The organism is Iodobacter violaceini (assembly GCF_011601265.1).
In the GTDB taxonomy this organism is placed as follows: Bacteria; Pseudomonadota; Gammaproteobacteria; order Burkholderiales; family Chitinibacteraceae; genus Iodobacter; species Iodobacter violaceini.
This window is the reverse complement of record NZ_JAAOLX010000003.1, coordinates 114,665-136,227: the sequence shown is the minus strand read 5'-3', so window position 1 is coordinate 136,227 and position 21,563 is coordinate 114,665. Positions and strand designations below refer to the sequence as shown.

Annotated in this window: 16 protein-coding genes; 11 read left to right on the top strand and 5 right to left on the bottom strand. The window is 48.7% G+C overall.

What is annotated here, in order from left to right:
• The first annotated feature begins 9 nt into the window (after nt 1-9).
• Entirely contained in the window at nt 10-915 is a 906-nt protein-coding gene (locus HA050_RS06675; protein WP_166823738.1) for a diguanylate cyclase, read from the top strand.
• Nucleotides 916-996: 81 nt separating this feature from the next.
• Here HA050_RS06675 and glnA read toward each other — a convergent pair whose 3' ends face one another.
• Complete coding sequence (glnA, locus tag HA050_RS06670; RefSeq protein WP_099396879.1) at nt 997-2,406, bottom strand: type I glutamate--ammonia ligase; 1,410 nt, start codon at nt 2,404-2,406, stop codon at nt 997-999.
• A 415-nt stretch (nt 2,407-2,821) separates the two neighbouring features.
• On the opposite strand from glnA, the gene HA050_RS06665 reads away from it, so the two are divergent.
• The 7 genes from HA050_RS06665 (at nt 2,822) to HA050_RS06635 (ending at nt 13,025) form a co-directional block, all read left to right on the top strand.
• The gene (locus tag HA050_RS06665; RefSeq protein ID WP_166823735.1) at nt 2,822-3,274 is read left to right on the top strand and encodes a rhodanese-like domain-containing protein; all 453 of its coding nucleotides are present in this window, start codon (nt 2,822-2,824) and stop codon (nt 3,272-3,274) included.
• A 156-nt stretch (nt 3,275-3,430) separates the two neighbouring features.
• Nucleotides 3,431-4,243, top strand: coding sequence for a shikimate dehydrogenase (gene aroE / locus HA050_RS06660; protein WP_166823732.1), 813 nt, complete (start codon nt 3,431-3,433; stop codon nt 4,241-4,243).
• Complete coding sequence (gene mtgA / locus HA050_RS06655) at nt 4,243-4,944, top strand: monofunctional biosynthetic peptidoglycan transglycosylase (protein WP_166823729.1); 702 nt, start codon at nt 4,243-4,245, stop codon at nt 4,942-4,944. The genes aroE and mtgA overlap by 1 nt, the downstream gene beginning before the upstream one ends.
• A 125-nt stretch (nt 4,945-5,069) precedes the next feature.
• Nucleotides 5,070-6,110, top strand: coding sequence for a tetratricopeptide repeat protein (locus HA050_RS06650; RefSeq protein WP_166823725.1), 1,041 nt, complete (start codon nt 5,070-5,072; stop codon nt 6,108-6,110).
• 61 nt (nt 6,111-6,171) lie between these two features.
• On the top strand, nt 6,172-7,188 hold the full coding sequence (locus HA050_RS06645) for a tetratricopeptide repeat protein (protein ID WP_166823722.1): 1,017 nt from the start codon (nt 6,172-6,174) through the stop codon (nt 7,186-7,188).
• A 140-nt stretch (nt 7,189-7,328) separates the two neighbouring features.
• On the top strand, nt 7,329-8,912 hold the full coding sequence (locus HA050_RS06640; protein WP_166823720.1) for a tetratricopeptide repeat-containing diguanylate cyclase: 1,584 nt from the start codon (nt 7,329-7,331) through the stop codon (nt 8,910-8,912).
• Nucleotides 8,913-9,140: 228 nt separating this feature from the next.
• Nucleotides 9,141-13,025 carry a DUF3683 domain-containing protein gene (locus HA050_RS06635; protein ID WP_166823717.1) on the top strand — a complete coding sequence of 1,295 codons (3,885 nt, stop codon included), beginning with the start codon at nt 9,141-9,143 and terminating at the stop codon, nt 13,023-13,025.
• Nucleotides 13,026-13,089: 64 nt separating this feature from the next.
• On the opposite strand, the gene HA050_RS06630 is transcribed toward HA050_RS06635, so the two are convergent.
• Together HA050_RS06630 and HA050_RS06625 are read right to left on the bottom strand one after the other, a co-directional pair.
• Entirely contained in the window at nt 13,090-13,347 is a 258-nt protein-coding gene (locus HA050_RS06630; protein ID WP_046350309.1) for a hypothetical protein, read from the bottom strand.
• Nucleotides 13,340-14,368 (bottom strand): glutamine amidotransferase, encoded by a 1,029-nt coding sequence (locus HA050_RS06625; protein ID WP_308418892.1) that lies wholly within the window; start codon nt 14,366-14,368, stop codon nt 13,340-13,342. Before HA050_RS06625 ends, HA050_RS06630 begins: the two co-directional genes overlap by 8 nt.
• Nucleotides 14,369-14,580: 212 nt before the next feature.
• On the opposite strand from HA050_RS06625, the gene pdxR reads away from it, so the two are divergent.
• Nucleotides 14,581-16,014: a MocR-like pyridoxine biosynthesis transcription factor PdxR gene (pdxR, locus tag HA050_RS06615; RefSeq protein ID WP_166823714.1), complete on the top strand. Its 1,434-nt coding sequence runs from the start codon at nt 14,581-14,583 to the stop codon at nt 16,012-16,014.
• A gap of 265 nt (nt 16,015-16,279) precedes the next feature.
• Here the strand turns inward: pdxR and HA050_RS06610 are convergent, their stop codons facing one another.
• A complete protein-coding gene (locus HA050_RS06610; protein WP_166823711.1) occupies nt 16,280-16,642 on the bottom strand; it encodes a hypothetical protein in 363 nt (120 codons plus the stop codon).
• A 128-nt stretch (nt 16,643-16,770) separates the two neighbouring features.
• The gene (cysS, locus tag HA050_RS06605) at nt 16,771-18,093 is read right to left on the bottom strand and encodes a cysteine--tRNA ligase (RefSeq protein WP_439898215.1); all 1,323 of its coding nucleotides are present in this window, start codon (nt 18,091-18,093) and stop codon (nt 16,771-16,773) included.
• A gap of 287 nt (nt 18,094-18,380) precedes the next feature.
• Between cysS and HA050_RS06600 the strand changes: the two genes are divergently transcribed.
• Nucleotides 18,381-18,797, top strand: coding sequence for an HIT family protein (locus HA050_RS06600; protein WP_166823705.1), 417 nt, complete (start codon nt 18,381-18,383; stop codon nt 18,795-18,797).
• Nucleotides 18,794-20,368 (top strand): cyclic-di-GMP receptor FimW-related protein, encoded by a 1,575-nt coding sequence (locus HA050_RS06595; protein WP_166823701.1) that lies wholly within the window; start codon nt 18,794-18,796, stop codon nt 20,366-20,368. The genes HA050_RS06600 and HA050_RS06595 overlap by 4 nt, the downstream gene beginning before the upstream one ends.
• Nucleotides 20,369-21,563 lie beyond the last annotated feature (1,195 nt).

Below are 21,563 nucleotides of genomic sequence, written 5' to 3'. Positions count from 1 at the left end.
TGAGGATTTATGAGTGAAACCGCACCGCAAAAAATATTAATCGTTGATGATGCGCCCATTAATCGCAAGGTGCTTGGTGAGCTGCTCAAAAACGAGCATATGGTGATTATGGCAAAAAGCGGTGAGCAGGGGCTGGAAAAAGCAATTCAACATATTCCTGATCTGATCTTGCTGGATGTGATGATGCCGGATATGGACGGCTATGAAGTATTGCAGCGTTTAAAAGCAAATCCCGCCACGATGGGCATCGCCGTCATTTTTATTACCGGCCTGGACCGGCCTGAAGACGAGGCACGCGGGCTGGAAATGGGGGCTTCGGATTATATTACCAAGCCTTTTCACGCCACTGTGGTGCGTGCCAGAGTGGCGTTGCATTTACGATTAGCACGTCAGCATCGCCTGCTGGAGTCGCTGGCAAATATTGATGCGCTGACAGAAATTCCCAATCGCCGGCAGTTTGATCAAACCTTTATTTATGAATGCCGCCGCTGCGCCCGTGCTGCTTGTTCTTTATCCATTGCTTTGCTTGATGTTGATTTTTTTAAGCAATACAACGATCACTACGGCCATGCAATGGGGGACAAAGCGCTGCAAGGGGTAGCTTCAGTATTACGCTATGGATTAGGCAGAGGCGGGGATATGGGGGCCCGCTATGGCGGTGAAGAGTTTGTAGTGATCATGCCCGACACCGATCATATTGGTGCAGTGGCTGTGGCAGAGAAGCTGCGGCACGATATCGAGCTGCTCGCTTTTCCTCACGAAAAATCCTCTGTGGCAGGAGTGATTACCGTCAGTATCGGTGTTGCAACGGTGAGTGGCGAGCAGCTTGCTTGCCCTGAGGATATTTTAAAATTAGCAGATGAGCGTTTGTATCTGGCGAAGGCCAGCGGGCGGAATAAGGTGATTGGAGGGTAAGAAGTCTCAGTTTAGCCATGGCGTCTAAAAAAAAGCCCGCACGAGTCAATCCGTGCGGGCTTTTTACAGCGAATCAAATGATTACAGGCTGTAGTACATATCGAACTCAACGGGGTGAGTGCTCATGCGGATGCGGTTTACTTCCTGCATCTTCAGTTCGATATAGCTGTCGATCCATTCATTGCTGAATACGCCGCCACGAGTCAGGAACTCACGGTCTTTATCCAGCGCGTCCAGTGCTTCATCCAGAGATGCACAAACTGTAGGGATCAGCTTGTCTTCTTCTGGTGGCAGGTCATACAGATTTTTGTCTGCAGGATCGCCTGGGTGAATCTTGTTTTGCACGCCATCGAGGCCCGCCATCAACAGTGCAGAGAAGCACAGGTATGGGTTAGCCAATGGATCCGGGAAGCGCGCTTCAATACGACGGCCTTTATCTGACGATACGTGTGGAATACGGATCGAAGCAGAGCGGTTGCGTGCGGAGTAAGCCAGTTTAACCGGCGCTTCATAATGCGGAACCAGACGCTTGTAGCTGTTAGTACCTGGGTTGGTAATCGCATTCAAAGCTTTAGCGTGCTTGATGATACCGCCGATGTAGAACAGGGCGAATTCGGAGAGGCCAGCGTAGGCATTACCTGCAAACAGGTTTTTGCCGTCTTTCCAAACTGATTGGTGAACGTGCATACCGCTGCCGTTATCGCCAACGATAGGCTTAGGCATAAACGTTGCAGTCTTGCCGTATTGGTCAGCAACGTTGTGCACCACGTATTTCAGGATCTGAGTCCAGTCTGCGCGTTGTACCAGTGTGCTGAATTTAGTACCAATTTCGTTCTGGCCCGCATTGGCCACTTCGTGGTGGAACACTTCAACCGGTACACCCAGCTCTTCCAGAATCAGTACCATGGTGGCGCGGATATCCTGGTGGCTGTCAACAGGAGGCACTGGGAAGTAGCCGCCCTTCAGACGTGGACGGTGGCCTTTATTACCGCCTTCTACTTTATTTGCTGTTGCCCAGGCGCCTTCGTCGGATTCAATTTTGTAGAAGCAGCCGGATAAATCGGAGCCAAAACGGATGCCGTCAAAAATAAAGAATTCTGGTTCCGGACCAAAGTAAGCAGTGTCACCCAAGCCTGTGGCTTTCAGGTACTGCTCTGCACGCTTAGCAACCGAGCGTGGGTCACGATCGTAGCCCTTACCTGTATCTGGCTCTACCACATCACAAGTCATAAATACGGTAGGTTCGTCGTAGAAAGGATCCACATTGGCAGTGGATGCATCTGGCATCAGCAGCATGTCAGATGCCTGAATGCCTTTCCAGCCCGCAATCGAAGAGCCGTCAAAAGCATGGCCAGTTGTGAACCATTCTTCGTCAACAACGTGCGAAGGAACAGTAACGTGCTGCTCTTTGCCCATGGTGTCGGTGAAACGCAGGTCAACAAACTTGATGCCGTTTTCCTGAATAAGGTTGAGAACGTCGGCTACTGCCATCTTGGGATTCTCCAAAATTGTTGCGAGGGTAAAAGTGATCGGGCGCCGGTGTTGCCGGTATACGAAGTTCATTTAGCAATAACTATGCCAATTTTTAAAACGTTTGAATCCATTGTGCCATAAATGCTAAGCGGCGACCCAGGGGAACTACTTATGCACCATTATGGTGAGTAAAACGTATCTTGCGTGCTTTTTTGGTGCGATGCCAGCACTGTTTCGTGCCGATCTTATCTTAGGTTTTGATGCCTGCAGAAATCTATATGCTGATATGAAGTTTTTTTTAAAACCGCATAGATTGTAATCCGACTAACGCTTATTGGCTTAGTTTCCTTTCAGCTAAAACAAACTTATCTAACAGAGGTCGCGGCTGAGGGTAAAATATGCGGCTTGTGTCTTTTCAACAGGAGAAAGTGTAATGAGCGCTGTCGATACTATTTTGCAACAAGCCCATGAACGTGCCGTCGCATCAAATTTACCTTACCAGGGTGCGCTGACTCCTGCTGAAGCTGCTGCCTTATTGGCTGCGCATCCTGCTGCAAAACTTGTGGATGTTCGTACCCACGCAGAGTGGCAGTTTGTAGGCTTTGTGCCTGATTCTGAAATGAATGAGTGGAAGCAATACCCAAAAATGGAGCTTAACCCTGGTTTTCTGACTGCTTTGCAAGCAACGGTTGATCCGCAGGCGGTGGTGATGTTTCTTTGCCGCACTGGTGCACGCTCGCACGATGCTGCTGCGCTTGCTGCGGCGAACGGCTATAGCAATGCGTTCAATATTCTGGAAGGTTTTGAAGGGGATAAAAATGCTGCGGGGCAGCGTGGCCAGGTGAATGGCTGGAAAGCGGCCGGATTGGCCTGGACTCAGGGCTAAACAGTTATGCAGATGAAGCTCTGTTTCAAGCAAATTAAACGGCCGCTTACCTGAGTGCTGTTTCTTTCTGCGTGTAAAAGTGAATATTTGAATAGATCAGAGCCTTTTTGCATCCGTTATCCGGATTGATGCCAACTGGCTTTATATGGACGCTTTATGAAATATCTTGTGTTGGGTAATCCAATTGCACACAGCAAATCGCCGCAGATTCATCTCGCTTTTGCCGCTCAGTTTGGTTTAGAAAATTTTACTTACGAGCGCTGCCTCGTGCCACTTGATGGTTTTGTTGCGGCTGTAGCCGATTTCGCTGCGTCCGGCGTGCACGGCGCAAATATTACGGTGCCATTTAAAGAAGAAGCATTTCACATGTGCACCGCGCTGACTGAGCGCGCAGCCGCAGCGGGCGCTGTGAATACGCTGAAAGTTAATCCCGATGGCAGCTGGCTGGGTGATAACACGGATGGTGCAGGTTTAGTCAGTGATTTACTCAGATACGGGCCCTTAAAGGGAAAGCGGATTTTGGTGCTGGGCGCAGGCGGAGCCGCCGCGGGGGTATTGCAGCCATTATTGGCTGAGCAGCCTGCCAGCCTGAGTATTGCTAATCGCACGCCTGAGCGGGCAAATGCCCTGGCGCAGCGTTTTACGGGCGGGGCGCTGCAAATTCATGCCTCTGCATTTGCTGCAATTGAGGGCGTATTTGATGTGCTTATCAACGCAACTTCGGCCAGCTTATCCGGGCAGGCTCTGGCCTTGCCTGCAGGCATGTTTGCTGATGGTGCTTTGGCTTATGACATGATGTATGGCAAGGGAGAGACCCCATTTCTGGCCGATGCCCGTCTGGCCGGCGCCGCGCAATGCGTGGATGGCTTAGGCATGCTGGTGGGGCAGGCGGCAGAGGCCTTTTACTTGTGGACCGGGCTGCGTCCTGATGTGCTGCCTGTATTAAATAGCATGAGGGCGGAATTGTAATGGCACAACGCTCAATTGCTGGCTGGGCAGGCCGAATTTTGCTCGGCATTTTTGCTTTATTTTTATTGTGGAATCTGTGGATTTTTGCGCATGTTTTAGCATGGAAGTGGATTAATCCATCGGCGACCTCTTTTATGCGGGAGCAACTCAGCCAAATTCAAAAAGAAAACCCGGAGGCTGTATTACGCCATCAGTGGGTGGATTACGCACAAATCTCGCCCAATCTGAAGCGTGCTCTGGTGGCCAGTGAAGACGCTAAATTTCTGGATCATGAAGGGTTTGACTGGGAAGGTATGCAGATTGCATGGGAAAAAAATATTAAGAAGGGCCGCATCGTGGCTGGTGGTTCGACAATCAGCCAGCAGCTGGCTAAAAATTTGTTTTTATCCAGCGCCCGCAGCCCGTTTCGAAAAGCAGAAGAAGCCATTATCACGGTGATGCTCGAAGCAATTTTAGATAAGCAGCGAATTTTTGAGATTTATCTGAATGTAATCGAGTGGGGAAATGGCGTGTTTGGAGCCGAAGCCGCTGCTCGCTATTACTACAAAACATCTGCTGCCCGCTTAGGAGCCAGCCAATCGGCCAAGCTGGCCTCGATGGTGACTAACCCGCGCTACTTTGATAAAAATAGATCAGATCGTAAGTTAATGCGTAAAACAAGTATTGTATTACGACGTATGCCTTACGCAGATATTCCTTGATCTGATTGTTTAGCAAGCAAATAGTGTATTAATTTTTAATGATTTTGTCAGTTTTTGCTAAAGATTGTTGAGTCAGAGAATCAAACAGAATACTCTCACAGGCTTCTCTTCCTGCTGACTTCCATATGCCTCAACATGCTGAAATATTAAGATTATTAAGCGAATCTGACCGCTTAGCATCTCTTGATCCAGCCGCTGCACTGGCTTATGCGGAAGAGGCCTGGATTTTATTTTGTGCATGTAAGCTTTCGGATGTTGAATTGCTGGCTCGCCTTACGCTCAGTTATTCCCGCCTGCTATTTTCTTTTGGTCGTATTGACGAGTCTCTGTCTCTTTTATTTCAGGCCTTAACGCAGTCTGAGATAAGCGGTCAAAACTTAGTCATGGAATCTCTGCTGCAAGAAATTGCACTCATTTATTACTCTTTGGGTGATTATCCTCAAGCGGCTGAATATTGGTCTGATTGCTTAAAACAGGCATCGTTTTCTGAAATTGCCAAAATCAATGCTCATATTGGTATGGGTATGATTCAGTTTGCTCATGGTGAAATAGAGCTGTCTCTGGCACAGCATCAGCAAGCAATCGCTTTATTAAACCAGCAAATGCCGCCTCTTTTACATGCAAGAGCATGGATTAACCTTGCGTCCGCATTTTTTAAATTAAACCAATGGCATGAAAGCCAGCACGCCTTAGTGATGGCGTATCCCTATGCTCAGCAGGCCTGTGCGCCGGAATTGACTGGTGAAATTTATATCTATATGGCAAAAATTGCGCTGGAAACAAATAACCTGGATGCTGCCAGGCTCAGGCTGGCACAGGCAAAAGCAAGCTGCAAAGAATGGTGCTGGGGGGATGTTGTGCAATTGTTGCTGCAGGGCAGGATTTTCTTAGTCTGCGGGCAAATGGATGAAGCGATTTCCTGCTTTAAAAATGCAAAAGAGCTGGCGGCAGAAATGGGTTTTGCCAGCCAGGTTATGGACGCTCATCAATTACTTTCTATGGCCTATCAGCGTATCGGAAATAAAACACTGGCAGAGTATGAATACGGCTGCTATCAAACGGCCTGTATCCGGCTAAAAGCACCTGCTTTCGTGCATCACAGCGATGTAAAACCGCATGCTCATGGGAAGCCTTTGGCTGATCGCGTCATGCTGCACTGCGCATAGATTCAGTATTTTATAAGTGTTAAAATACGCTCGTAATAAATTCGTCAACTTGGTGTAAACAATGCTTGTGTCCTCGGTTGATCAGCTCATTCAGCAAGCTAAAAAGTTAATCTCTTCGCGCAGCGTTGATTCACTTGCTTTTGCGACGCAGGCCAGAGATTTGGCCGTTGAAATGGGTTGCCGTTTTAGTGAGGCCGCAGCACTGACTGTATATTCCAGCGTTTTACAACTTTTTGGCCGGCACCGGGAGGCGATCGATATCCTGGATAAAGTTCTGGATATTGCTGAAACCGATGAGCTGGGAGTGTGGCGTGGCGAGGCGCTGCAATTGATGGGCAGGCACGCTTATACTCTGGGTGAATACGAAAGCGCGGCAAGATACTGGTGCCGTTGCCTTGAGCTTTCTGCTCAGGCAATCGAAACAACTCAGCGGCTGTGCGCGCATATAGGATTGGGGCAGCTATATTATGCTCATGAGCAATTTGAAGTTGCGCTGATTCATCATAAAATAGCGCAGGATTTAGCTAAAACCGAACATGATGCTAATTACCAAAGTATTTGCCTGATCAATATCGCTGTTGATTTATTTCGTTTAAATCGCCTGGATGATGCAATGTCAATTGCCAGGCAAGCGCTGCCTCTGGTCAGAGCGGAAGGCAATTATGAGCTGGAGGCAGAAGTCTATAGTGTATTTGGTTTGATCCGGTTAGCGCGTGGCGATATAGAAAGAGCCAGAATGAATTTTCTGGTTGCACTTAAAATTAACCGTTTACATATTAATACCTGGAATGAGGCGGCTAATTTATTAGCGCTGGGCCGCTGCTCTTTAGCTAATGCAGAATATGAAGCAGCGCTGGATGAGCTGCAGCGTGCATTTATCCTGGCAGAGGCGATGGAATCGCAGTATTTATTGGCTGAAATTCATGAAGCCTTTGCGGCAGCCTATCAAAAAATGAATCAGCCGGACTTGCATGAAAAACATGACATCACGCATAAAAATTTACGCGCAGTACTTTTAGAGCAATCAGCATCGGCGCAGTTAAGATCAATGGAAATGAACTTGCTTGTACCTGGTTAATCCTTATTCAGTGAATATATTTATTTAAATATCTTTCATACAGATTTGTAAGATTTTATATTTGGCCCGTATATTTTTATTTTTCTTGATATTATCGATTAGAGTGTTCTAATTTGATGGTAAGCCAAAAAAAGAGTTTGATGCCTCTCATGCTTAGTTACGATGTGATTGATAATATCAATCTTCGCGCCCGACAGATGTGTTTGCATAATAAAGAAAGCGCACTCGGGCTGGCAGAGCAGGCATGTAAACTGGCTGTGCAAATTGAGTATCATTTGGGTTACGCTCAGGGTTTATTAAATCACGCGCGGGCATTAGCCAGAGATCCTTTTTTTGAAGAAAGCATTGCTTTAATGCGCCACAGCTTAATGCTGGGTGAAGAGCATGCTTTACATGCACATATTGTTGATTCTTTACTTGAAATAGCCGCGGCATATTATTGCCAGTGCGAATATGATTTGGCCCTGCAGTATTGGTCATATTGTCTGGATTTATCCCTTAATTTATCAGATGATCATGCTTATATTCAGGCTCAAATAGGGCTGGGCCAGATTTACTATGCACATGATGATTTTGCTGCTGCATTAGAACACCACAAACAGGCTGCGGAATTTGTTTCTAAAATAAATAATGATCAATTGTGCGCACTGCTTTATATCAATTTGGGTGGAGATTATCTAAGCCTGCTGGAGTATGACGAGGCCTTAACTTTTTTGCAGCAGGGTTTGTTTTATGCAAAAAAGGCCAGTCATCTGGAATACGTTTCCGAAGCGCTGTGCTTAATAGGGCAAGTGCAGTGGGGGCTGGGTAAATATCAAATTGCCCGGCGTAATTTGCTGGCCGCATTAAAGCTGAATTTGCAGCTTGAAAACCAATGGGGCATGGCTGCCAATTATTTAGCTTTAGGAAAAATCAGCCTTGCAAGGCGTGATGTTCAATCTGCTGAAGCTTATTTGGCTCAGGGCTTATTGCATGCCACTTTAAGAAGTGCTGCTAATTTAATTTTTCAATTTGAATTGCTGATGGCAGATTTAGCCGAATTAAAAGGTGATTTTAAGCTTGCCCTCGCTTATTTCAAGCGTTTTCATCATGGGCAGCAGGCAGTAAAAAGTCAGCTTTCTCCGCATAAATTGCAAGCCATGAAAATGCAGTTAGAGATTGAAAGTGCACGCCTGGAAAACGCCGATCTGCGCCGCCAGCGTGCCAGCCAGCATAAGGAAATACAGCGGGTGGAGCGGCTGGCCAGCTACGATGGCCTTACCGGCATTTTAAATCGTCGTGGTTTGGAAGAGCAGGGCAGTGAGCTGTTTCAAAGGCAGCGGCAGAATCAACAATCTTTATCTGTGTTAATGATCGATGTGGATCACTTTAAAAAGGTGAATGATGGCTGTGGCCATCCGGTAGGGGATAAAGTGTTAAGGCAAATTGCCGCGCTGCTTAAATCGGGCTGCCGGCAGGATGATTTGGTAGGGCGCTATGGAGGCGAGGAGTTTGTGGTGCTCCTGCCTAATCACGAAGGGGTTGCTGCAACAGAGGTGGGCGAGCGGCTTCGCAGCCTGGTAGATGCATGGATTTGGTCGAGAATTCACCCGGAGCTCAATATTACGATCAGCGTGGGAATTGCCAGCATTGTGGATGATCCTTCGCTTGAAGCCCTGCTCAGCCGCTCTGATCAGTGTTTATATCAGGCTAAGCAGCAGGGCAGAAATCGTGTGGTGGTGTAGGGAAAATGAATGTTCCCTACACGATTTTTTGGGGAAAAAAGGTAGTAAAAGTACGCCATTCTGTTGCATTCATGTGCAGGCTTTATGCTTTTTAAACAAGGCTAAGCCAGTGAAAATGGGTGTTTAAGGGCTGGGAGCGTATGCCCCCAAAAAAAATGGGGCTATAAGCATGGGGGTTTTCCGTTAAAATCAACGCTCCCATGACCCCGCAAGCCCTAAGAGTCCCCCATGGCCGAGCCTATTACTACTCCCCTCCCACCGCAGCTTGTGCATGATCGTGTGCGCGAAATTCCTTACAACTACACTTCGTTCTCTGATCGTGAGATTGTGATTCGCTTGCTGGGAGAAGACGCCTGGCAGGTGCTTGATGATTTACGGCAGCAGCGTAAAACCGGCCGGTCGGCACGGATGTTGTTTGAAGTATTGGGCGATATCTGGGTTGTGAAACGTAATCCCTATTTGCAGGACGATTTACTCGATAATCCTAAACGCCTGAATATGCTGGCCGAAGCCATGCATCATCGTGTGCACGAGATCGAGAAACGCCGTCAGGAAAACACGCAGGTTGCGCTATTAATTGACCGCACCCGCGAGGCGGTGGAGCGCTTTGAGCGAGAATTTATCGATGTGGCCCTGTTGCGCCGTAAAGTGCTCAAAAAAATGGGCCGCATTACCCGTAATGACAATATTTGTTTCGATGGCCTGGCACGGGTCAGCCATGTGACTGACGCCACCGACTGGCGCGTTGAATACCCCTTTGTGGTGCTGGCCCCTGATACCGAAGAAGAAATGGCCCCGCTGGTGGCGGCCTGTATCGAGCTTGGCCTGACGATTATCCCGCGTGGCGGTGGCACAGGTTACACCGGTGGCGCAGTGCCATTAACGGCACTTTCAGCCGTAATCAATACCGAAAAGCTGGATCAGCATAATGGCGTGGAATACCGTGAAATCCCAGGCGTGGCTGGCAAAGTGGCGACGATTCAGTGCGGCGCAGGCGTGGTCACCCGCCGGGTGATGGAAACAGCCGAAGCGGCAGGTTTAGCATTTGCGGTAGACCCAACCTCGGCCGATGCTTCCTGTATTGGCGGCAACGTGGCGATGAATGCCGGCGGTAAAAAAGCCGTGCTGTGGGGCACGGCGCTGGATAATCTGGTGAGCTGGAAGATGGTCGATCCGGACGGCAACTGGATGTTCATCGAGCGCATGGATCACAATATGGGCAAGATCCATGATGCCAAACAAGCCACATTCCGGATTCGCAAATTTAAGCCTGATGGCAAAACGCTGCTTAGCGATGAAAACCTGGTCATCCCGGGCAGCAAATTCCGTAAGGAAGGCTTGGGAAAAGACGTTACTGATAAATTCCTTTCTGGTCTGCCGGGTATTCAGAAAGAAGGCACCGACGGGCTGATTACCAGCGCCCGCTTTGTGCTGCACCGCATGCCAGCCCATGTGCGCACGGTGTGTCTGGAGTTCTTCGGCGAAGTCAGCCGTGCCGTGCCGTCGATTGTGGAAATCAAAGATTATCTGGATGCCCATGCCAGCGTGCAGCTGGCCGGTTTAGAGCATCTGGACTGGCGTTATGTACGCGCCGTAGGGTATGCCACCAAGGCTAAAAGCCGTGGCCGGCCCAAAATGGTGCTGATCGCAGATTTGGTGTCTGATGATGAAGACGCAGTGGGCCTGGCATCCAGCCATGTGGTGCAGCTTGCCAATATGCGCGGCGGCGAAGGCTTTGTGGCCGTTACACCGGAAGCGCGTAAAAAATTCTGGCTGGATCGCGCACGCACTGCAGCCATTGCCCGCCATACCAATGCCTTTAAAGTAAACGAAGACGTGGTGATTCCGCTGCCACGCCTTGGTGAATATTCCGACGCGATCGAGCGCATTAATATTGAGCTGTCGCTGACCAGCAAGCTGGAGCTGCTGGATAAGCTGCAAGACTTTTTTGCTCATGGCCGCTTGCCGGTGGATGCAGGGGATGCGCCGGTCAGCGCGGAAGAGTTTATCGGCGACAGGCGTGAAACTGCTCTTGATTTGATTGAAAAATCACGCCTGCACTGGCAGTGGATTTTTGATCATCTCGATGATTCATTTGAGCTGTATCGCGCTGCCTTCCCAACCATGCCCTTAGAAAAAGAGCTGATCGGCGATGATATTCCGCAAAGCGTCTTTTTAGCCCTGCGTGATTTTGTGCTGCGGGTGAGCTGGAAGCGTGAGTTATTGGGCGAGCTGGAAACACTGTTTTCTGGCCGCACCGATAAATCCATTATGGAGCTGGTCTTCGCTATTCAGCAAAAAGTGCTGAAAGGCCGCACTTGGGTGGCGCTGCATATGCATGCGGGGGACGGCAATGTGCACACCAATATCCCGGTGAACTCGGATGATTATGAAATGCTGCAACGCGCTCACCACGCCGTGGCGCGGATTATGGGCGTGGCCCGGAATCTGAATGGCGTGATTTCCGGTGAGCATGGCATTGGCATCACCAAGTATGAGTTTTTGACAAGCGCAGAGCTGGCCCCGTTTGAGGCGTATAAACAGCGGGTTGATCCGAACGGCCACTTTAATAAAGGCAAACTGATGCCGGGCGCAGATCTGGCCAATGCCTACACGCCATCATTCAGCCTGCTGGGGGCCGAATCGCTGATCCTGGAGGCATCTGATATCGGCGAGATCAGCAATAGCGTAAAAGACTGCCTGCGCTGCGGTAAATGCAAGCCGGTTTGCACCACCCATGTGCCGCGCGCTAATTTGCTGTACAGCCCGCGAAATAAAATTTTGGCTACGGGTTTACTCACCGAAGCATTTTTATACGAAGAGCAAACCCGCCGTGGCGTATCGCTCAAGCATTTTGACGAGCTGGGGGATGTGGCCGACCATTGCACGGTATGCCACCGTTGCGTGAATCCTTGCCCGGTGAATATCGATTTTGGCGATGTATCGATCGCCATGCGTAATTTCCTGCGCAAAGAAGGCAAAAAGAAATTTAACCCTGTTACCGCGATTGGTATGGGTTTCTTAACCATTAAAGACCCGGCGACTATCAAGCTGATTCGTAAAGTAACGATCGAGTGGGGCTATAAAGGCCAGCGTTTGGCGCATGCCGTGGCTAAACGTATGGGCTTACTCAAACCCGCCCTGAAAACGCCGCCCGCCACCGTGGGCAAGGCGACTGTCAAAACGCAGGTGATTCACTTTATTAATAAGCCTATGCCAGGTGGCTTGCCAAAGAAAACCGCCCGCGCCTTGCTGGATGTGGAAGATTCAACTGTCGTACCGGTAATTCGGGATCCGCAACGCCTTAACCGGCCAGAAGAGCAAGAGTCGGTGTTCTACTTCCCCGGTTGTGGTTCAGAGCGTTTATTCAGTCAGGTGGGTTTAGCCACGCAAGCTATGCTCTGGCATGTGGGCGCGACCACCGTGCTGCCGCCGGGCTATCTCTGCTGCGGCTACCCGCAAACATCGGGCGGCGAGAAAGACAAGGGCGATAAGATCACCATGGATAACCGAGTGTTATTCCACCGCCTGGCTACCACGCTCAATTACCTCGATATCAAAACGGTGATTGTGTCTTGCGGCACCTGTATGGATCAGCTGCAAAAGTATCAGTTTGAGCTGATTTTCCCTGGCTGCCGTCTTTTAGATATTCACGAATATCTGCTGGAAAAAGGCGTGAAGCTGGAAGGCGTAAGCGGTGATCGCTATATGTACCACGAGCCATGCCACACCCCGATGAAGACCTATAAAGGCATCGACGTGGCCAATGAACTTATGGGGCAGAAAGTAGAGCTGAATGACCGGTGCTGCGGCGAATCTGGCACTTTTGGCGTATCCAAGCCACAAATCGCCACGCAGGTTCGTTTCAGAAAAGAAGAGGAAATGAAAAAGGGGGCAGATAAGCTGCGTGCTGAATCTGGTACTGCAACGCCAGTCAAAATCCTCACCTCCTGCCCGTCTTGCCTGCAAGGTTTGAGCCGCTACAACGACGATTCAGGCACGACCGCTGATTACATCGTGGTAGAAATAGCCAAAACGGTATTAGGCGCAAACTGGATGCCGGAGTATGTAGAAAAAGCGCGTAACGGCGGGATTGAGCGGGTACTGCTGTAAGTCGCTGGATGCTTAAGCAGATTCGCCAGCACTATGAAAATGGGCACATATCGTGCCCATTTTTTTATGCTGGCTGATGAATCAGCAGCGGCCAGGCCATCTCTTCATAGAGCACTTCTGCGGCGAGTAAGCGAATTCCTGCAGGGCCGCTTTCAATGATTCGCTTTTCATCACGGGCAATAAACAGCTTAAATTGAAAGCCCTGCTCTGCAGGCAGGCGATGGTGCATATCTTGTATGGCAAATTTGGCCTGTGGGCCTTCGCTTTCAAAGCTGCCCCACAGGCGATCGTATTGCCAGATTTGCAGGCGGTATTTATTCATTGTGGAACCTGTTTTGGGGTAAAAGATTGAGCCATTGAGTAAACAGCAACCTGCAGGCGGAGCTAAGTGCTGCTCTATTCTCTGCCGCTTGCTTGCGCAATAGGCCGGGCTCTGCGCCAGCCATCGCCAGCTCCGCAGCATGGCCGATCAGCCATTGCTCGATTCGCTGGCAATCGGCTTCGGCGTGAAATTGCAGCGCCAGGGCATAATTATCCAGCGAGAAAGCCTGATGAGGGCATTGCGCTGAGGCGGCCAGCAGGGTTGCCCCCTGAGGAATAGCAAATTGATCGCCATGCCAGTGTAAAACCGGCTGATTTTGCAAGGCGTGCAGAGGCGACTTCTCTCCGGCTGCCGTCAGTGTGAGTGGGGCGAAGCCGATCTCCTGTTGCTGCATCGGTGCAACTGCTGCCCCTAAGGCACGCGCCATCAGCTGAGCGCCCAGGCAAATTCCCAGCGTTGCTTGTTTCAGGCTTAGCCTGTGCTTTATCACCGCCAGCTCATCCAGAATAAAGGGGTATTTATCCTCGTCGAATGCACCTATTGGGCCGCCCAAAACGATCAATAAATCGGCTTGCCTGGCTGGGGACAGATCATCCAGCCCTGCTTCCAAATAGCGAACAGCAAAATTTTGCTCCTGCAACAGGGGCGCAAGTAAGCCTAGGTCTTCAAATAAAACATGGCGGATAACGATAGCGGTTTTCATGCTTCCAGGCTCCTGTGCTGTTTTTTCTGGCCAATAATATTGGTCGCTTGTGGCTCTTATTCCAAAAATGGCCTGGCTGACCCGAATAATGGTGGCGCCTTCTTCAATGGCCAGCTCAAAATCGCCAGACATGCCCATGGAAAGCTTGCAGAGTTGCGGTGTATTTTCCTGCACTTTATTTTCACCCATTGCACGGCATCCCGCAGCGCAGGCCATTTGAATCCGCGAGCTTGCTATGGTTTTGCTGGCCGGAAGCAATTGAACCGCATCAGGGCTGCGGCCATTTCTAAGGCAGGCGGCCGTTATTTTATCTTTCACCACCGCCAGATTGGCGCTAATTTCAGCCTGGGTTTGCGCTTGTGGATATAGAATTTTAGCGAGTGGCTCAATGCTGGATTGTTTTGCATGGCGTCCTTTTTAGACCGCTGTGGTTTGCCCACTTCAAGAACCAAACTCTAGCCCGCTATTGGACCATTAAAAACCTCCAGATTTGATAATATGGATGGTCCAGTTTTTTCTGTGAGCAAGCCATGCTGCGCCCCTGGTCCTTATTACTGCAGATTGACCGGCAAGCGGGGCTTGCTGTGCATCTGCAAATTGCCCAATACATCGTGGATGAAATTCAAAGGGGGCGCTTAACTGGCGGCAGCGCACTGCCTGGCTCGCGGGAGGTCGCACGTCAGTTGGGGGTAAACCGCAAGACGGTGATCCAGGCGTTTGATGAGCTGATTGCCCAAGGCTGGCTTTGTACTCAGGGCAGGCGCGGCACTTTTGTGTTGCCCGCGCTTATTGCTGCAGAGCGGCCTGTGGCTAAGGCAAAAATCATCAGGGAAGCCGTGCAGGAGCTTGAGTCGTATCTTATTGATTTTACCGATGGCGTGCCGGATTCCAGGCTGATTCCTTTTGATGTGCTGGGGCGGGCTTACCGAAGGGCCTTAATCGCGACGGCGAGGGCAAATCGTTTGGCTTATGGCGATCCGCGTGGCGAGTTGCCCTTGCGCCAGGCGCTTTGCACTATGCTCAGCCAGGAGCGTGGCCTGAATGCTGGCGTCGATCAATTGTGCGTGGTGCGGGGCAGCCAGATGGGTATTTATCTTGCTGCGCGTGTTTTGTTAAAGCCCGGCGATGCGGTGGCTTTGGATGCGCTAAGCTACCCGCCGGCGAGGGCGGCATTTCAGGCTGCGGGCGCACAGACCTTTGCGATAGGCCAGGATGAATCAGGCATGCGGCCGGATGAACTGGAGCAGCTTTGCCAGCAGCGCCGCCTGAAAGCGATTTATCTGACGCCCCATCACCAGTTTCCCACCACCACAATGATGCCGCCAGAGCGCCGTATGCAGCTGTTAGCACTGGCGGACCGCTATGGTTTTGTGATGATTGAGGATGACTACGATCATGAGTTTCATTTTGCTCATCGCCCTGTTTTCCCCATGGCGAGCATTAGCACTGCAGATAATGTGATTTATATTTCTTCGCTTTCCAAAGTATTAGCGCCTGGTTTACGGCTGGGCTATGTCTTTGGGCCTCAGAATTTTATTGATCGCTGCACTGCTGAAGTGATGCTGATCGACAGGCAGGGTAATGCAGTGACCGAGCTGGCCGTGACAGATTTGATGCAAAGCGGAGAATTAAAACGCCACATTCGCCGTGCGCTGCGCATTTATGAAAGCCGGCGCAATATCATGGCTGAGGAAATTAAAACCCTGATAGGGGATAAGGTGAGTTTTGATTTGCCCAACGGCGGTTTGGCTTTGTGGTTAAAAATAAATATTCCGCTGGATATGCAGCGTTTGCAGAGCGATGCAGGCAGGCTGGGGGTGAAAGTCTTGCCTGGCAGTGATTTCGCAGCAGAAGGCCAGGCCATTCATGCATTACGCTTAGGTTATGGCAGCCTGGAGCCGGAGGAAATTAAGCAGGGAATTCAGCGCCTTGCTAAGGCAATGGAGCTGCAAATGAAAGCATGATCAAGCGGCCTTCAGAACTGCACCCAAGGAATACTTATTGCATTTGTTAACGTTTAAATAAGAATACTGGCCCACCAAAAGATAAGAACGATAGTGCTGGTTAGCAATATTTTCCCTGAATCTTTTTTGATATGAAATGCGCTGATAATCAGCATTCCAATGAGGGTAATACTTGTTATTGGCCCAAACACCGTAAATATCATTGGCACGATGCAAGTGATATTACAGTTGTAAAACATTACATTCTTATTCCTATGTGTAAAAACTATATTTGATCTGATTCTGGATTGCTTGTGCCCGGGGGGAGTGTTGCTGGCTCAGGGCGATCACTTAATGCTGCATAAATAATAAACAATACACTCAGGCCTGTATTGGCCATGGGAATAAGCACGGCGCCCAGCCCTGCGCCATAGCCGCCATCTGAGTTTGAAAATATAGCGATACCCATTAATGGTGATAAGAAAACACCGTTTATAATAAGCAGCCAAATTTCGGAAGATTTTTTTGTTTGCTTCTTTACACACCATTTGTGAATTACAAAGTTAATTGCTAAGCCCGGCATTACAATTATCATCCAAACAAATAGTAAGTTCATTTTTTCTTTCTCATGTTGATCACGGATTTTCACTAAGGCGGCGAAGCTGTATTTAAACAGACCAAGCTAAAACCACAATCAGGTGTTTATTTTTCAAAGTCATTTATAGAGTAGTGAGAAATTGCAGGCGGCCATTGTGGCCACCTGCTCAGGCATGCGGCTTAAATGTTCTTCACAATCCAGCCATCGGCTGTATCTTCCACCTCATAACCCAACGCTTTTAACTCGCCACGCATCTGATCAGCTGCCGCCCAGTTTTTTTCTTTGCGATATTGCTGGCGCCGGGCTGCTAAAGCCTCAATCTCAGCCGGAACAGCTGCTGCGATGGTAGGTTGCCAGGTGGCTAAACCCAGGCCTAATACTTCGTCAAATTTTCTCAGTGTGGCTTTTTTATGGCTTGGGCTGAGCTTGGATTTGAGCAGCTCCCACACCAGTGCAATGGCACGGGGGATATTCAGGTCCTGGTTTATTTCTTCGGTGAATCTCGCCAGATAATCACTATCGCATTCGCCACCATCGGGCAGGGCGAAGTAGCTGTCACGCAGCCGGGCAAGGGCGGTTTGAGCACCGCTTAGCGCATCCCAGTTAAAATTAAGCTGGCTGCGATAGTGTGCCGTCAGGCAAAGATAACGGTAGGCGATCGGATCAATGCCCTGGTCGATCAGCGTTTGCAGGCGCAGGAAATCGCCGCTGGATTTACTCATTTTGCTGGCGTCCAGCTGCAAGAAATAACCGTGCATCCAGAAATTAGCTAAGCGCGTGCCGTGGCAAGCCTGGTTTTGGGCAATTTCATTGCTGTGATGGATGGAAATATGGTCTTCGCCGCCGCAATGAATATCAAACCAAGGCTCCAGATATTTGGCCGACATCGCCGAGCATTCAATATGCCAGCCTGGAAAACCACGTCCCCATGGGCTTTCCCATTCCATTTGGCGGGTGCTGCCTGCAGGGCTGAATTTCCACAGCGCAAAATCGGTGATACTTTTCTTTTCGCCAAGTGCCACGCGGCTGCCGGCATTCAGGCCTTCGCGGTTTAAGCGGGCCAGATAGCCGTAATCGTCTTGTTTTGCGGTATCAAAATAAATACCGTCGCTGTTGGCGTAGGTATAGCCTTTTTCTTCCAGTACCTGGATAAAGGCAATTTGCTCTGCAATATGCTCGGTGGCTTTGCACCAGAGCGTGGGCTCCAGCATATTCAGCGTGGATAAATCATTTTTAAATACGGCGCTGAAATAATCGGCGATTTCCCATGCGGATTTACCCGATTTGCGGCTGCCGCGCTCCATTTTGTCTTCACCCTCATCGGCATCAGAAACCAGATGCCCTACGTCGGTAATGTTGACGATATGGCGTACGGTATAGCCATTAAATTGCAGGGTGCGGCGCAGAATATCTTCAAATAAATAAGTGCGTAAATTACCGATATGCGCGTAGTCATAGACAGTGGGGCCGCAACAGTACAAGCCAACCCAATCGGAGCGGATGGCTTGAAATGGCCTTAATTGGCGTTCCCAGTTGTCATATAAATAGAGTTGCATATTGGATTGGCTATTAATTTGGTTAAAAAAACGATTGTACTGAGATTCTGCAGGCTTTGGGCGGCCTTAGCCGGCGCGGTTTGTTACATTCTGTGCCAAATAAAATGTATTTTTTACGGTGTAAGGTTATGGTTGCTACCGATAGCGGCAGCCGGGGGGCGGCGTTAGAATAGCATCAGCTTATTTGGGCGAATGCTCAGCCTATAATGATGCAAATCAACAGGAATAATGTAATGAATTCAGATTGTGTGTTGTGCTCTGACAGCGGCGGAGAAATTCTCTGGCAGGATGATTTTTGTCGTGTTGTGTTGGCTGATGAGGCAGGATACCCGGGTTTTTGCCGCGTTATCCTAAAGCAGCATACGGCGGAATTCAGTGATCTAAATACCGAAGACAGGCAAAGATTAATGCAGCTGGTTTTTGCTGTGGAATCGGCCATGCGCAGCACATTGCAGCCTGATAAAGTCAATTTAGCCAGCCTTGGCAATATGGTGCCGCATTTACACTGGCATGTTATTCCACGCTTTAAAGATGATCGTCATTTTCCCGCCCCAATATGGGCTGAGGCAGTTAAGCCGGATGCAGAAACAAGAGTATCTGCTAAACAATTATTAGCGCTCCGAATCGCTTTGCAGGCCATACAACGATGAGCCAGGTTCCTTTTACCGATGCCCGAAGCACCAAAGACTGGCTGATTTTATTGCCGCTGATGAATACCCGCGTGGCGCATGCAGAATTATGCAGTGCAATGGAAACGCTGGCTGAAGGCAATATGCTACCGCTGGAGGCACTAAAATCATTAGAGATTTTGCGCAGCTCTGTACATGATGTGCAGTTTGCTTTAACGCATGAATATGCCGCAAAGCCGCTGCCTTTGAGCTCCTCCGAGCAGGCGCAGTGGCAGGCTGCCAGCAAGCTGTGGGAGGGCATGGCCGATGCTTACGCACGCTGCTGGAAAGATGCCCAGGCTGATGATTCGCCCATTGTTGAATTTTTGCCCCTGCTTGCCGAGCGTGCTGTGCGTTGCATGGGATTTGTGGTGCGTTGCCACTATATGGTTGGGCGAAAAGTATCTGATGCAATCTGGGTAAAAATATTCAGCTTTTATCAGCATGCCGAGCAATTGGCGATTACAGATAAAAAAGTTAAAGACAGCCTGCTCAGCGTAGGTGATTCAACCACAGTGCAAGCGGTTTTTATCCATACTCTGCTCCTTTCTGCCGCCAATTCAAATCAGCACACTTTGCGGCGTTTGTTGTGGATAGACCAAATGCTGGAGCTGTTTGCAACGCGCAGCCATATTGCGCCTAAAGCGCCAGCACTTCCGGGTAAAACCCCTTTGCAGATTGATCTGGCAGAGCCTGGCAGCCCGCAGCGTTTTGGTCAGCCCAAAGAAGGGCCGGACATCCGTGAGATTGATACCCTTGCATTGGCGCAGGTTTTATCCAAACGTATTAAGTTGCTGCGTCAGGGCGAATTACCAGAAAAGCTGGGTTTGGGGAACGAGCTTGGCTTGCAGGCAACGCTGGATATTTTGTCTGATCTTTACCGGCTTTGGTGCGAGCATGGCACAGAGCGGGCTCCACGCGAGCTTAAGCCGCGCACCGTGCCGCTGATCCTGGCTTTGCCCGCGCAGCATCTTTATGTGGTTGACGGCAATTACACCCCGCCGCCAGAAGAATCTGTAAAAGTAGGCAGCCGTGATTTAATCAATATTCACCTCTTTGGTGATTTATCGCCTTCACGGCAAAATAATGAGCCGCAGGCTTTGCCACCGATTGAGCTATGGGATGTGGTGAATGAAACGGCTCAAGGCTTGCGTTTAAGTCGTGTGGCATCTCAGGGTGAGCGTATCAGCCTGAATCAGCTGATGGTGGTGAAGTCTTCTGCCCGCTATTTGGCAGGCGTGGTGCGCTGGCTGGAAGAAAGCGAAGGCAATTTGCATCTGGGCCTGGTCTTGTTGCCCGGCCTGCCGAAAGCCGCCGCCATCCGGCCTTGCGAGCCAGCACGGGCAACGCCTGAATATACAAATATTGTCTGGCTGCCCGCCATGCCCGCCCTGAAAGCGCCGCAAACACTGCTTCTGCCCAATGGCTGGTTCCGAGCAGGCCGCCAGTGCGAGCTATGGAATGGCGAGCGAATCATCAAAGTAAAATTTATTAGTATTCTGGAATACGGCAGCAATTTTGAACGCGTGCATTTTGCAGAGCAAAAGCTGTGAAAATCAGATAAAAAAACGGCCAGCAAATTGCTGGCCATTTTTTTATCTGTTGATTAATCCCCTCCAGTGGCAATCCTCAATTATTCCTCATGATCTGCTTCATTAATTTTCAATGGTTCGTTGATAATTATTTTTTAATCGGCTGCGTGATAAATAAATGGCGTAAATTTTATTTATTTCTCTTGTTGTTTTTTATTTAATTTATTTAAATATTCAATAAAAAACGAAATAAGGATTAATATATATTCAGTATGAGGATTTTTGATTGAAAAAAATTATATGATTTCATTTTTTATCTGGTGTGGGCTTGGGGTTTCTGAGGTTATTTTCTTAATAAAATCAATGGTTTGCTTTTTAAACTTCTTAAGGTGTTATTGGTTGAATATTAATAACTAACTCGCTGATTTGATCATAAACCTGCAATAAGCGCATTTTTTACATTTTAATTAAATTTGTTTTTGATAATGAAGATGGTAAAGAATAAAACCTGCTTTTAATCTGCATGAGCTAATGCAGCGGTTATTCAATTATTCTGTTTACTGTAAGCAACGTGCATGTAGCTATTGGAATTTGCATTAATTACAAAGCTAGGGTAAGTCGAGGGAGCAGACAAAAAAATTAACTTTAACTGCAGGACTGCCAATCTGGCACTGATTCTTAGAAAATTTCTGATCTTACTAAATAATTTTGACTTGCCCCAGTGCCCTGATGAAGATTCTTTGATACCGGTTTTCATCGTCAAGTTTTTTTCATCGGTATCACCCTGAAAACATCCAAATTTAGATCGCTGCTTACAGAAAAAGTCGTTTGATCTGCTTACTACGCATTATAGATATCCCCCATTTTGCTCATATTAAATCTTATTTTACTTACGTAAAAATTACTAATCGCGTTAGCAAAGTACTTTTCAAGAACAAACAGTGAGTTCTATACAAGCTGAATTGATCTTGTTTGCTTGTTCTAAGCACTTACAAAAAACTTTTAATGTTGTGTTTTTTTCTTTCAATTTTTAAGTTTTTATCTTTCTGCTTTGTTTGAAAATACAACAAGTCTTACTAGGTATTTTTACTTATATGCAATTTTTTATTAGAATAATTTGTCAGGTTTCTGTCTGACTCGTTATTAATCATAAACTTTGAGGTTGAAAATAATGCGTTTTCTATCTGATGAAGAATTGAATTTAGTAGGCGGTGGG

Excerpts from the sequence above, each read along its gene's own strand:
- HA050_RS06675 (WP_166823738.1), top strand. The coding sequence starts at position 10 with ATGAGTGAAACCGCACCGCAAAAAATATTAATCGTTGATGATGCGCCC.
- glnA (WP_099396879.1), bottom strand. The coding sequence starts at position 2,406 with ATGGCAGTAGCCGACGTTCTCAACCTTATTCAGGAAAACGGCATCAAG.
- HA050_RS06665 (WP_166823735.1), top strand. The coding sequence starts at position 2,822 with ATGAGCGCTGTCGATACTATTTTGCAACAAGCCCATGAACGTGCCGTC.
- aroE (WP_166823732.1), top strand. The coding sequence starts at position 3,431 with ATGAAATATCTTGTGTTGGGTAATCCAATTGCACACAGCAAATCGCCG.
- mtgA (WP_166823729.1), top strand. The coding sequence starts at position 4,243 with ATGGCACAACGCTCAATTGCTGGCTGGGCAGGCCGAATTTTGCTCGGC.
- HA050_RS06650 (WP_166823725.1), top strand. The coding sequence starts at position 5,070 with ATGCCTCAACATGCTGAAATATTAAGATTATTAAGCGAATCTGACCGC.
- HA050_RS06645 (WP_166823722.1), top strand. The coding sequence starts at position 6,172 with ATGCTTGTGTCCTCGGTTGATCAGCTCATTCAGCAAGCTAAAAAGTTA.
- HA050_RS06640 (WP_166823720.1), top strand. The coding sequence starts at position 7,329 with ATGCCTCTCATGCTTAGTTACGATGTGATTGATAATATCAATCTTCGC.
- HA050_RS06635 (WP_166823717.1), top strand. The coding sequence starts at position 9,141 with ATGGCCGAGCCTATTACTACTCCCCTCCCACCGCAGCTTGTGCATGAT.
- HA050_RS06630 (WP_046350309.1), bottom strand. The coding sequence starts at position 13,347 with ATGAATAAATACCGCCTGCAAATCTGGCAATACGATCGCCTGTGGGGC.
- pdxR (WP_166823714.1), top strand. The coding sequence starts at position 14,581 with ATGCTGCGCCCCTGGTCCTTATTACTGCAGATTGACCGGCAAGCGGGG.
- HA050_RS06600 (WP_166823705.1), top strand. The coding sequence starts at position 18,381 with ATGAATTCAGATTGTGTGTTGTGCTCTGACAGCGGCGGAGAAATTCTC.
- HA050_RS06595 (WP_166823701.1), top strand. The coding sequence starts at position 18,794 with ATGAGCCAGGTTCCTTTTACCGATGCCCGAAGCACCAAAGACTGGCTG.